This window comes from Parabacteroides sp. 20_3 (assembly GCF_964238835.1).
Taxonomy (GTDB): domain Bacteria; phylum Bacteroidota; class Bacteroidia; order Bacteroidales; family Tannerellaceae; genus Parabacteroides; species Parabacteroides distasonis.
Genome location: NZ_CAXSNO010000002.1, coordinates 711,311 through 724,482, shown reverse-complemented (window position 1 = coordinate 724,482; position 13,172 = coordinate 711,311). Strand labels below are relative to the sequence as shown.

Below are 13,172 nucleotides of genomic sequence, written 5' to 3'. Positions count from 1 at the left end.
GGAGTTGACGCCGGGGAAAATAAAAAGCATAGATGTATTAAATTTACCAGTTTAAAAGGCAATGTTATTCGTAGCATTGCCTTTTTTGTTAGCTTTGTGGGAGTATAATCTAATTAATATCGTGAAAAGAATGAGTGTAGTCAAGAAAAACGCTTATATCGGAGTGGATTTAGGGGGGACGAATATGCGTGCCGGCCGTATCGCAGGGGATCGATTAGTGGCTCAGGGGAACGCCCCGACTCCCCAGGACGCCGCGGATTGTGGGGAGACATTGGAGGCTTTGATAGAGGTGATCCGTTCCGTGTGGGACGAGGGCGTGGTAGCTATCGGTATCGGTGTGCCGAGCGTGGTGGATCGTGAGAAGGGGATCGTATATAACGTAGTGAATATCCCGCATTGGGAAGAGGTACATTTGAAGGAGATCTTGGAGGCTCGCTTCTCCGTGCCGGTTTATGTGGATAACGACGCGAATTGCTTCGCTTTGGGTGAGCGTATCTTTGGCGACGGAAAGACGGTTGATAACTTCGTGGGCCTCACCTTGGGTACAGGCTTGGGGGGTGGAATTATCCAGAAAGGCAAGCTGCTGGCCGACGCTAATTGTGGCTCGGGAGAGTTTGGCATGATTCCCTACCAAGGACAGATCTTGGAATATTTCTGTAGCGGTTCCTATTTCATGAACGTATGGGGCGTGGATGGGAAGGAGATGTACACCCGTGCGATGCGGAAGGACGAGCAGGCGCTGGAGGCTTATCGGCAGTTGGGCGTACATGTGGCCGCCGCTATCAAGATCGTGGTATTGACGGTAGATCCGGAGATGATCGTCTTCGGAGGCTCGGTGACCTCCGCCCATGAGTTGTTTGAGGAGAGCATGTATGAGGACTTGAAGGATTTCGCTTATCCGAACTCTATCAAGAACTTGAAGATACGTTTCTCTAAGCTGGAGAATCCGGGGCTATTCGGTGCCGCTTCCCTTTGTTATTAAATAAAGACGGATAATTTATAGTTTACTTAAATCTTATTCATACCATGAGACATGTATTTTGTAGGAAGATCGTTTTCCTTTTGGCCGCTTTACTGGTTGTATGTGGCATGTCGGCCCGTAAGCCGATCAAGACGTTATTAATAACGGGGCAGAATAACCATAATTGGCAGGTGAGCCACGTGGTGCTTAAACAGATATTGGAGAACTCGGGACGCTTCTCCGTGGATTTCGCGGTCTCTCCGGAGGCGGGGAAGGATATGTCCGGCTTTGTCTTGGATTTTAGTCCTTACGAGCTGGTGGTGCTGGATTATAATGGGGATGCTTGGCCGGAAGAGACAAACCGTCGTTTCTTGGAATATGTGCAAGGAGGTGGTGGTGTCGTGATCTATCATGCCGCTGATAACGCCTTCGTGAACTGGCCGGAATACAATAAGATTTGTGCCTTGGGCGGTTGGGAGAACCGGGATGAGAAAGCGGGACCCTATGTATATTGGAGCGATGGTAAGTTGATAAAGGATAGCTCGGCGGGCGTGGGTGGCTCTCATGGCAAACAACATGAGTATGTGCTGAATGCCCGGAACCATGAGCATCCGATCATGAAGGGGCTGCCGAATAAATGGAAACATGCGCAGGATGAGTTATATGATCGTATGCGTGGCCCGGGAAATATAAAGGATTGCTTGTATACCGCTTATTCGGACAAGGAGACCGGAGGCTCCGGCCGTGAGGAGCCGTTGATCTTTACGGTTGATTATGGGAATGCCCGTATATTCCATACGATGCTAGGGCACGCGGGGGAAACGGTAGAGAATTGTCCGGCTATGCAATGCGCCGGCTTCCAGATCACCTTGTTAAGAGGTGCGGAATGGGCCGCTACCGGCAAGGTAACCCAAAAGGTTCCCGCTGATTTCCCGACGGAAAAACAAGTATCTAATCGGAGTAATTATAAGCGGTGATACTTGGTTTATTAGAATGCCCATTGTAAGCTCCTTATGATGGGCATTCTAGCAAGCTAACAATGGGCATTCTAAGGAGCTTACGATGGGCATCGTGCTATTTTGCTGAATCCTCGTGCGATAGATAGCCGTCGCTTAATGTGAATCGGGGATCTTGATCCGCCAGAAAGCGGATGGCCGTGAGGCTTTTCTCTTGAGGGAAAGGTAATTTCTCAATAAGCTCTTTCACGGGGATAGGGGATTCCTCGGCCAATACCTTTACGAGACTTTCCCGGATAGCGCTGAATTCCCAATTCATAAGCTGTGATTCATGCTTCGATAAGCATACGTCGCAACAGCCACAAGGGGCGGAATCTTCCTCGCCGAAATAGGATAGGAGCATGCGGCTACGGCATACCCGCTCCTCGTTGATATATTCCAGCACCTTCTCGATCCGTTTCCCGAAACGCTCCTTGCGTTCCTCATACGCCGAGCGGGGTATGGAAAGATACCGCTGTTCCTCCCGGGTCTGGGTATAGATAATCAACGGGGTTTTCTTATGCGGGATGTAGTTTACGATCCGGTATCTGGATAAACCTACCAAGGTCTCATACACCTCGTGAGGCGTTACTCTCGCACGGGTAGCGATTACGCTCTCATCTATATAAACATAATCCGCAAATAACCCGGTGTAAGAACGCAAGATCGTCTGAATCACCTCATCCGTTCGCTTGTTCTCACTTAAATACCTGTAAAGCTCGTCACGGGTAGCCGTGAACATCAGGCGGGAAGCGTTGTCCACCTCCTCCGTATACTCGATATAGCCCGATAGCCCAAGGATCTTCAAGGCATGATGCGCTTGCAATAAAGAGAACTTATAAGCGGAACAAAAATCCGTTAACGAGAAATCGTGTACCGTGTCTAGCCCGTACCCTACGGCGATCTGGTAATAATTACCCAACGCCTCATAGACCCGGTAGATAAACTCCTTGTCCGGAAACTCATCCGCCAGCCGTTTCTTTAGCTTGGCGCTATCCGTGGAGGAACAAAGAGCCACGGCGAAGGCTTTCTTCTCATCACGCCCCCCGCGTCCGGCCTCTTGATAATATTCCTCCAACGATCCCGGCATATCCATATGCACGACCAATCGTACGTCCGGCTTATCGATACCCATACCAAAAGCGTTGGTCGATACGATTACCCGGCACTCGTTGTTTTTCCAACGGGCCTGACGCAGTTCTTTCTCGTCACGGTTTAATCCGGCATGGAAGAAATCGGCGGAGATACCCGCCTGTTGCAGCATGACGGCGATCTCCTTGGTGCGTTTCCGATTGCGGACATATACGATGGCCGTACCCGGAACTTTTCCCAATATATAAACGAGTGTATTTAACTTATCTTCCGTCTTCCGGACAATATAAGCCAGATTTTTGCGGGCGAAGCTCTTTTGAAATACGTTCTTCTCCTTGAACCGCAGACGCTCTTGTATGTCATTCACCACTTCCGGGGTAGCCGTGGCGGTCAAGGCCAATACCGGAACACCCGGCAATAAGTCCCGGATCTCAGCGATATTGAGGTAAGAAGGACGGAAATCATATCCCCATTGCGAGATACAGTGACTCTCGTCGATCACTAGCAGACAAACTTGCATGGCCTCCATCTTGATCCGGAAAATATCCGTACTAAGCCGCTCTGGGGAGACATACAAAAACTTATACCCTCCGAAGATGCAATTCTCCAGTTGCGTGATAATCTCTTGCCGGCTCATGCCCGAATAAATAGCCGTAGCCTTGATGCCGATCCGGCGTAAGTTCTCCACTTGGTCTTTCATCAAGGCGATCAAGGGAGTGACGACGATGCAAATCCCTTCCATCGCCAAGGCCGGCACCTGAAAGGTGATGGATTTACCACCACCTGTAGGCATCAGCCCAAGCGTATCTTTTCCGGCACAGACGGAATGGATAATATCCTCCTGCAAGGGGCGAAAAGCAGGGTATCCCCAATACTTCTCTAATATCTTATGGTAGACGTCCACCTGTCCTCCTCATATATCGTCGGGTTTGATGTCTTTGATCATCAGCTGGATAGAGGTGTTGCCGTTGTAGGTGTTCTCCTCCACCGTGTAGCAGATGTTGAAAGGCTTCATACCCTTGATATGGTCGTTGTGCCTGTGCATGCCGAAAGCGATGGCGTGCATGGGGGTGCTTGAGTTTCCGTCGATCAATTCCAGCTTGAGATGCTCCAGTTCCTTACCCACGAGCTTACTGGTGCCGTAGTCCTTTACGCCAAGCGAGCAGAATACAGGCTTCTGGTTGTCCGGTCCGAACGGGCTCATCTTCTTTAGGTCGTTCACGAACTTCTGGTTGATCTCTTTCAAATCCAAGATAGCGTCGATATCGATCTGTGGGATCATCTGTTCCGGTATGATCTCCTCGGATGCGATCTTCAAGAAACGCTCGGTGAATGCCTCTAGGTTCTCCTCCCGAAGGGAAAGCCCGGCGGCGTAGGTATGTCCCCCGAAATTCTCCAATAAATCCCGGCAGCTCTCTATCGCCTTGTAAATATCGAAACCCGTTACGGAACGTGCCGATCCGGTGATCAACTCGGACGATTTGGTAAGAACGACCGCCGGACGGTAATACTTCTCGGTCAAACGGGACGCTACGATACCAATCACGCCTTTGTGCCATCCCGGGTTATACACCACGATCGCCTTCCGGTCATCCATGTTCTCTACTTCGTCGATGACAGCGTTCGCCTCGTCGGTGATCTTCTTGTCCAATTCCCGGCGTTCCTCATTATATTGGTTGATGCTCTCGCTCTTCTCCCGGGCACTGGCGCTATCCTTGGACAGTAGCAGTTCCACCGCCTCCTTCCCGTTCATCATACGGCCGGAAGCGTTGATACGGGGACCGATCTTGAATACGATATCACTGATCGTGATCTCCTTTCCGGTCAATCCGCAGATATCGATGATCCCTTTCAGCCCGAGGCTGGGGTTGCTGTTCAATTGCTTCAGCCCGTAATAGGCGAGGATGCGGTTCTCTCCCGTAATCGGGACGATATCCGAGGCGATACTGACCGCCGTCAGTTCCAACAACTTCTCCAGATCCGAGAACGGGAAATTATTACTCTTGGCGAACGCCTGCATGAACTTGAATCCCACTCCGCAACCCGATAAATGCTCATACGGATAGATAGAATCCGAGCGCTTGGCATCCAATACGGCGACAGCGTCCGGCAAAGTGGCGTCTGGCATATGGTGGTCGCAAATAATAAAGTCGATACCTTTCTCCTTGGCGTACTCGATCTTCTCGATCGCTTTGATACCGCAATCCAGCGAGATAACCAGCGACACGCCGTTCTCGGCGGCATAATCGATACCCTTGTAAGAGATACCGTACCCCTCGTCGTATCGATCTGGGATATAGAAATCCAAGGTAGACGAGTAAGGTCTTAAATACTTGAAGACGAGCGATACCGCTGTCGTTCCATCCACGTCGTAATCGCCGTAGATCAAAATCTTTTCTTTATTCCCCAAGGCTTTGTTCAAGCGCCTCACCGCCTTATCCATATCCGGCATAAGGAACGGGTCGTGCAAATCGTTCAAGCTGGGTTTAAAGAATTTCTTCGCCTCTTCGATCGAAGTGATACCTCGTTGAACGAGCAAGAGACAGATCACCGGGCTGAATCCTAATTCAGCCACCAATTGGTCTCTCTTATGTAACTCTTCTTCTGATGGGGTTTGAAAGTTCCATTTGTTAATCATTATATATTGTTTTTTTCTTTTTTGCTTGCCTGATACTACGGATACCTTGTCATCCTTAATCTACCGTATGACAAAGGCGAGATTTCCGCAATATATTTCAACCCGTAAAGTTAGAAATTAAATATGGTATATCCGGTATGGCTTAAAGAAAATAGTTTTTTTGTTATTATTTTTTTGAAGTAGGAGAATGATTCGTACATTTGCCTAAATATTATAAAATACAATGACGGAAGATATTAAAAAAGCTTGCGAAGTAATGGCCGCAGGCGGCATAATACTTTATCCTACAGACACTATCTGGGGAATTGGTTGCGACGCTACCAATGAAAAAGCCGTACAAAGAGTGTACGAGCTAAAGCGAAGGGCAGACAATAAGGCTATGTTGGTCTTGATGGACAGCGAGGCTAAATTGGATAGGTACGTGTCGGATGTTCCCGATATCGCTTGGGATTTGATTAGCGTGTCTGATAAGCCGTTGACCATCATTTACTCAAGTGCCAAGAACTTGGCGACAAATCTATTGGGAGCCGATGGTAGCGTGGGTATCCGCATCACGAACGAGGAGTTCTCCAAGAAATTGTGCGAGCGCTTCCGTAAACCCTTGGTCTCTACTTCCGCCAACGTAAGCGGCGAGCCTTCTCCCGCTAATTTCAGCGAGGTATCGGAGGTGATCAAGGAGGGTGTGGATTATATCGTGAGTTATCGTCAGGACGATATGAGCAAGGCCGCTCCGTCCGGCATTATCAAGCTAGGAGCCGGTGGGCTTGTGCAGGTAATTAGATAAGGATGAAGAAAAGCGTACAAGCCGGAAAATATATTGTCTCGGATTTTATAGCGTCGTCGGTAGTCTGGTTATTATTTAACCTGATACGCTATGAGGAGGTGGCGGTGTATGAAGGGTTTGATACCGTCGGGGCCTTTTTGCTGCATATCCCCTCGTTGAAGGGGCAGCTATTGATCCCGTTTTTCTGGTTCGTATTATATTGGTTTTCCGGTTATTATAATAAACCGTTCGGTAAGTCGAGGCTTACTGAGTTGTTCTCTACCCTTGGGAGCGTGTCGATCGGTGTCGTGATCTTGTTTTTTGCCTTAGTGCTGAATGACTTGCCCCGTTCCTATCATGTGTATTATGATATGTTTTTCTCTTTATGGGGATTACAGTTTGTCTTGACGTATATTCCCCGGTTATTGATTACGCAGGCCGGGTTACGGAAGATAAAGTGCAGGGAATGGGCGTTGAACGTATTGATGATTGGGGCGGGGAAGAAGGCGGCGTGTATTGCCGACGACCTGTATGGGTTGGGTTATAATATCGTCGGTTTTGTCTCCGATGGTACGGAGAAAAAAGGCGGGGTCGCCGGAGATCGTGTGATCGGTAGGCTGGAATCTTTGCCGGTGATTGTAGAGGAGAAAAAGGTGGATGAGCTGGTTGTCGCCTTGGAGACGGTGGATAATAGCCGTTTGATGGATATCCTGTATTCGTTATATTGCTATAAACGGCCGATCAAGATATTGGCGGATAAATCCAGTTCATTATCGCAAGTAAAGATCAAGGCGATAAAGGGCGTTCCGCTGGTGGACGTGACGGATAACAACTTCTTGCCCATCGAGCAGAATGTAAAGCTCTTTATGGATAAGATGTTATCTCTGATTTTCTTGGTGCTCTTATCTCCCTTGTTCCTGTATATCGCTTGGCGGGTGAAGCGGGATTCCCCCGGCCCGGTGTTTTTCAGTCAGGAACGGATCGGATACATGGGCGAGCCTTTCATGATCTATAAGTTTCGTACGATGTATACGAACGCCGAGGAAGAAGGTCCGTTGCTCTCTTCCGAGGACGATTCCCGTATCACTCCCTTCGGACGGGTGATGCGGAAATACCGCTTGGACGAGTTACCGCAGTTCTGGAACGTGCTGAAAGGGGATATGTCGCTAGTTGGCCCCCGTCCGGAACGTAAATATTTCATCGAGCGGATCGTGAGGAAAGCCCCCTTCTACTATCTGCTGCATAACGTACGTCCGGGAATCACCTCGTTGGGTATGGTGAAATATGGATATGCCGGCAGTGTGGATGAGATGATCGAGCGCTTGGAATATGATATATTATACTATGAGAATATGTCCTTGATTCTGGACATAACGATTCTCATTTATACAGTTAAAACAGTGTTTACAGGTAAAGGTATTTAAAATGGCTAACGAAGGGTTATTCTATAAATTGTTGTTATGGCGGGAAAAGCGCATCAAGGAGAAGCATTTTATCCTTATTATCAGCTTTATCGTGGGAATTTGCACAGCTGCGGCCGCTATCATATTGAAACAATTGATCCATTTCATACAACATGTATTGACGGGTAATTTCAGTGCTGATGGCGTGAACTATCTCTATTTGCTTTATCCGGTGATCGGTATCTTGTTGGCCGGCTTGTTCGTGAAATATATCGTGCGTGACGATATCGGCCATGGGGTGACGAAGATCTTGTATGCCATCTCGCAACGAAAGAGCCGTATCAAGCCGCATAATACATGGACGTCTATCGTAGCCAGTTCCGTGACGATCGGCTTTGGTGGATCGGTCGGGGCGGAGGCTCCTATCGTATTGACAGGGGCGGCTATCGGTTCTAATCTGGGACGGGTGTTCAGGATGGAGCAGAAGACGTTGATGTTGCTCGTGGGATGTGGTGCCGCCGGAGCGATCGCCGGTATCTTCAAGGCGCCTATCGCCGGGTTGGTGTTCGTGATCGAGGTATTGATGCTGGACCTTACGATGACTTCCGTGCTTCCTTTGCTGATCTCGTCGGTGACGGCGGCTACGATGTCTTATATCTTTACCGGTACCGAGGCCATGTTTAAGTTTTCTCAGACCGAGGCATTCGAGATCGAGCGTATTCCTTACGTGCTCTTGCTGGGTGTTTTTTGCGGATTGGTATCCCTTTATTTTACCCGTGTGATGAACAAGGTGGAAGGGATGTACCGGAAGTTGGGTACGTATTGGAAGAAGTTCATGTTGGGCGGCGTGATGCTGAGTATCTTGATATTCCTGTTCCCCCCACTATATGGTGAGGGCTATGATACGATCGGCTCGTTGCTGAACGGGCAGTTCTCGCATATCATGGACAAGAGTTTGTTTTACGATCTGAACGATACGTATTTCGGGGTCTTGATCTTCTTGACCTTGATCTTGCTTACGAAGGTATTCGCTTCCAGCGCCACGAATGCCGGAGGGGGTTGCGGTGGTATCTTCGCTCCTAGTTTGTATCTGGGCTGTATCGCCGGTTTTATCTTTGCGCATACGTCTAATTATTTCCCGTTCACGATGTATATCTCAGAGAAGAATTTCGCTTTGCTGGGTATGGCGGGCATTATGTCCGGGGTGATGCACGCTCCTTTGACCGGGGTTTTCTTGATTGCCGAGCTGACGGGTGGGTATGATTTGTTCCTCCCCTTGATGATCGTCTCGATCAGTTCCTATATCACGATCCTTATGTTCGAGCCTCATAGCATCTACTCCATGCGTTTGGCGCAGAAAGGCGAGTTGCTGACGCACCATAAGGATAGGGCGGTGCTTACCTTGCTACGGGCGGATAGCGTGATCGAGAAAGATTTCCAGATGGTGTCTCCGGAGATGACGTTGGGCGATATGGTAAAGGTCATTTCCCGAAGCGGACGTAACACCTTTCCTGTCGTGGACGAGCGGGGCGTGTTGCTGGGTATCGTCTTGCTGGATAATATCCGGAATATCATGTTCCGTCCGGAGTTGTATAATCGTTTCCATGTATCGAAGTTCATGGTTTCCGCCCCGGCCAAGATCGTAATCAACACGCCGATGGATCAGATCATGCAGACGTTTGATGATACGAAAGCGTGGAATCTTCCGGTGGTCGATGAGAATGGCCATTATATCGGCTTTATGTCGAAATCGAAGATATTTAATTCCTATCGGGAGGTATTGGTCGATAACTTTTCCGGGGACTAACTTGTTAAAAACAGATCCAATTTATTGTATATGAAGAAAGAGGATTTACGAATCGTATATATGGGCACTCCCGATTTCGCCGTGGAGAGCCTGCGTGCCTTGGTAGAAGGTGGATATAATGTGGTAGGTGTCATTACGATGCCGGATAAGCCAATGGGCCGTCATGGTAGCGTGCTTCAGCCGAGCGCTGTGAAGCAATATGCCGTATCGGTGGGTCTTCCGGTCTTGCAGCCAGAGAAATTGAAGGACGAGGCATTTTTAGAGGAACTGCGTGCCTTGCAGGCGGATTTGCAGATCGTGGTGGCGTTTCGTATGCTGCCGGAGGTGGTCTGGAATATGCCCCGTCTGGGAACTTTTAATCTGCATGCCTCCTTGCTTCCGCAATACCGGGGTGCCGCTCCGATCAACTGGGCGGTTATCAATGGTGATACGGAGACCGGCGTGACTACTTTCTTTCTTACGCATGAGATTGATACGGGTAAGATCATCCGTCAGAAACATCTGCCGATCGCTGATACCGACGATGTAGAAACCGTTCACGATGCCTTGATGGCGATGGGGGCGGGGTTGGTTACCGAGACCGTGGACTTACTGTTGGATGGAAAAACAGACGCTATCCCTCAAGAGGAGTTCTATAAGGATGCCGCCGAGTTGCGTCCGGCCCCGAAGATATTCAAAGATACCTGTCATATCGATTGGAACCAACCGGTGAAGAAGATCTATGATTTCGTCCGTGGGCTTTCTCCTTATCCTGCCGCTTGGACGGAATTGATCTCAGCGGATGGCAAACGTATGGTCTTGAAGGTTTACCAGACGGAGAAGCGTCCGGCAACGCATAACTTCCCGGTAGGTTCTATCCATACAGATCATAAATCGTATATCGATGTGGCCGTGAAGGATGGTTTCCTTCGATTGCATTCCTTGCAACTTGCCGGAAAGAAACGGATGAATATAACGGACTTCTTGAACGGTTTCAAGCAAATCGCAGAATATACGGTTGGCTGATGAACGGGACGAGACGTATCATATACATTACGTTAGGAACATTTTTTCTCATATTGGGAGCGATCGGCATCTTTGTCCCTTTGCTCCCGACCACTCCTTTTTGGTTACTGACTTGTTGGTTTTATGTCCGTAGCTCGGAGAGACTTTATAACCGGGTGATGAGCAATCGTTATTTCGGGCCGCATATTAAGGGCTTTGTGGAAGATAAGGCTATTCCTTTGCGTTCCAAGATTATCACGATCGCTATCATGTGGCTATCTACGATCATTACTTCCCTTTTGCTAGTCGGCTATTGGTGGGTGAAAGCTTTGTTAGGGCTTATCAGTATCGGGGTCTCATGGCATATCCTCTCTTATCCTACTAAAAAAGAATGAGATAACCTGTTCATCCATAGGATTACTGGGGTTATCTCTCTTTTATCGCTTTCTATCGTAGCCTTACTACTTTATCGGTCTTCTTTCAAGGCCTCTTCCAAGCTGATTCCTAGAGCTTCAGCTACTCCCTTACCGTAAGCAGGGTCTGCCTTGTAGCAATTGCGTACGTGGCGTTGCTTGATGAACAGTTGGGCGTTACCCATCGCACGGGCGGTATTTCCGAATAATAACTGTTGCTCTTCTGGCGGCATCAAACGGAATAAGGCACCCGGTTGGCTGTAATAATCATCATCATACTCACGCTCGTTGTAATTATAAACATCCCCGTGTACTTTCAAAGGCGGTTCCTTCTTCTCGGGAGAGTCTTTCCATTCGCCGAAGCTGTTAGGTTCGTAACCCTTTGCGGCTCCATAGTTTCCGTCTACACGCATCGCTCCGTCACGGTGATAGGCATGGAACGGACAGCGGGGCTTGTTCACTGGGATCTGCTCTAGGTTCACGCCAAGGCGGTAACGCTGGGCGTCGCCATAAGAGAATAGACGACCTTGTAACATCTTGTCTGGGGAGAAGCCGATACCTTCGACAGTATTCATCGGGTTGAATGCGGCCTGCTCCACGTCTTGGAAATAATTCTCCGGATTACGGTTCAACTCGAGGATACCGACATCCATTAACGGGAAGTCCTTATGCGGCCATACTTTCGTGAGGTCGAACGGGTTGATCGGATAGGTCTCGGCCTGCTCCTCAGTCATCAATTGGATCTGGAATTTCCATTTCGGGAAGTCCCCACGCTCGATACTCTCGAACAAATCACGCTGATGGGATTCACGATCCTTGGCGATGATCGCAGCCGCTTCCTCGTCACTCAAGTTCTTGATACCTTGCAGGGTTCTGAGATGGAACTTCACCCAGATACGTTCGTTCTTATTGTTGATAAAACTGTACGTATGGCTACCGAAACCATGCATATGTCGATAAGAGTAAGGAATGCCGCGAGAACTCATCGTAATCGTTACTTGATGCAGGGCCTCGGGAAGCAAAGTCCAGAAATCCCAGTTGTTATCCTCGCTTCGTAGATTCGTTTTCGGGTCACGTTTGACCGCATGATTCAAGTCCGGGAACTTTAGGGGATCACGCAAGAAGAATACGGGGGTGTTGTTGCCTACCAAGTCCCAGTTACCCTCCTCTGTGTAGAATTTCATGGCGAATCCACGGATATCACGCTCTGCGTCGGCTGCTCCACGCTCTCCGGCTACGGTGGAGAAACGGACAAAGCAGTCAGTTTTCTTGCCTACCTCGCTGAAAATAGCCGCTTTCGTATACTTTGTGATATCATGTGTAACGGTAAAGGTACCGAATGCGCCGGAACCTTTGGCGTGCATGCGTCTTTCTGGGATCACTTCACGGTCGAAGTGCGCTAGCTTCTCAATGAACCAAGGGTCTTGTAATACCATCGGGCCACGTGGCCCCACTGTTTGTACGTTCTGATTGTCCGCAACAGGGCGTCCGTTGGCGGCAGTTAGTTTTTTGTCTTCCATAACTTTAGTTTTTATGTCGCAATAAAGAATTTTAGATAAAGTAATCTTTAAATAAAACTGTTTAGAAACAACAATTGTTTTTAACTTCCTGACAAAAATAAGATGTTGTTAGACAGTTGTCAAATAGTTAATATCTATAAATATATAGATGGGTAGTAGAAACTCAGTGGGGATAGGCGCATGAGTTATAAAAGTATCTTAGTTTCATCGCCCCATACACCTAAGATACTTCGCCAATGAACTTAGGATACTTTCTCTATGAAACTAAGATACCTTGTTTAAAAGGTATGGATACAAAAAAGCGGTTGTCTGGCAAGATGCCAAGCAACCGCGGTATGGTTTGAAAAAATCAAATGTTCACCTTCCCGGTAAAATGGGGTGTTACTTATTTATTGTAACCCCATTTTGTTAACTCCGACTGACCGATAGCAGCGAGTGATCTCAAGCAGCTATCCAAAAAATGTCTAATAAAACTTTTCATAGCTCATTTTCTTTTTAATTAATAAATCTGTGCCTTTCGACACGTTCTAAATCTCACATAACTTTTGAAGTCCGAGTAACGAATGAATTGAAAACCTAAACCTTTAACCTTTTAA

10 protein-coding genes are annotated in these 13,172 nt (G+C 48.2%); 7 read left to right on the top strand and 3 right to left on the bottom strand.

The window, feature by feature from the left end; genetic code table 11:
- Positions 1-130: 130 nt before the first annotated feature.
- Both ACESPU_RS06750 and ACESPU_RS06745 read left to right on the top strand, forming a co-directional pair.
- A complete protein-coding gene (locus ACESPU_RS06750; RefSeq protein WP_034530414.1) occupies positions 131-982 on the top strand; it encodes an ROK family protein in 852 nt (283 codons plus the stop codon).
- A gap of 44 nt (positions 983-1,026) precedes the next feature.
- Positions 1,027-1,938, top strand: coding sequence for a ThuA domain-containing protein (locus ACESPU_RS06745; RefSeq protein ID WP_044544851.1), 912 nt, complete (start codon positions 1,027-1,029; stop codon positions 1,936-1,938).
- Positions 1,939-2,035: 97 nt separating this feature from the next.
- Here ACESPU_RS06745 and ACESPU_RS06740 read toward each other — a convergent pair whose 3' ends face one another.
- Positions 2,036-3,952, bottom strand: a complete 1,917-nt coding sequence (locus ACESPU_RS06740; protein ID WP_122145420.1) for an ATP-dependent DNA helicase RecQ — start codon at positions 3,950-3,952, stop codon at positions 2,036-2,038.
- Between the two features lie 9 nt (positions 3,953-3,961).
- Positions 3,962-5,686, bottom strand: a complete 1,725-nt coding sequence (recJ, locus tag ACESPU_RS06735) for a single-stranded-DNA-specific exonuclease RecJ (RefSeq protein ID WP_005866190.1) — start codon at positions 5,684-5,686, stop codon at positions 3,962-3,964.
- 223 nt (positions 5,687-5,909) lie between these two features.
- Here recJ and ACESPU_RS06730 point away from each other — a divergent pair, with 223 nt between their 5' ends.
- From ACESPU_RS06730 to ACESPU_RS06710, 5 genes are read left to right on the top strand one after another with little or no spacing between them, the layout of a single operon-like run.
- Positions 5,910-6,470: an L-threonylcarbamoyladenylate synthase gene (locus tag ACESPU_RS06730; RefSeq protein WP_008774182.1), complete on the top strand. Its 561-nt coding sequence runs from the start codon at positions 5,910-5,912 to the stop codon at positions 6,468-6,470.
- A gap of 2 nt (positions 6,471-6,472) precedes the next feature.
- Complete coding sequence (locus ACESPU_RS06725; RefSeq protein ID WP_005866194.1) at positions 6,473-7,873, top strand: sugar transferase; 1,401 nt, start codon at positions 6,473-6,475, stop codon at positions 7,871-7,873.
- 1 nt (position 7,874) lies between these two features.
- Complete coding sequence (locus tag ACESPU_RS06720; protein ID WP_005858223.1) at positions 7,875-9,659, top strand: chloride channel protein; 1,785 nt, start codon at positions 7,875-7,877, stop codon at positions 9,657-9,659.
- A gap of 30 nt (positions 9,660-9,689) precedes the next feature.
- Positions 9,690-10,664 (top strand): methionyl-tRNA formyltransferase, encoded by a 975-nt coding sequence (fmt, locus tag ACESPU_RS06715; protein ID WP_122369330.1) that lies wholly within the window; start codon positions 9,690-9,692, stop codon positions 10,662-10,664.
- Positions 10,664-11,038 (top strand): YbaN family protein, encoded by a 375-nt coding sequence (locus ACESPU_RS06710; protein WP_005866200.1) that lies wholly within the window; start codon positions 10,664-10,666, stop codon positions 11,036-11,038. The genes fmt and ACESPU_RS06710 overlap by 1 nt, the downstream gene beginning before the upstream one ends.
- A gap of 71 nt (positions 11,039-11,109) precedes the next feature.
- Here the strand turns inward: ACESPU_RS06710 and ACESPU_RS06705 are convergent, their stop codons facing one another.
- Positions 11,110-12,576, bottom strand: coding sequence for a catalase (locus ACESPU_RS06705; protein WP_005858216.1), 1,467 nt, complete (start codon positions 12,574-12,576; stop codon positions 11,110-11,112).
- Positions 12,577-13,172 lie beyond the last annotated feature (596 nt).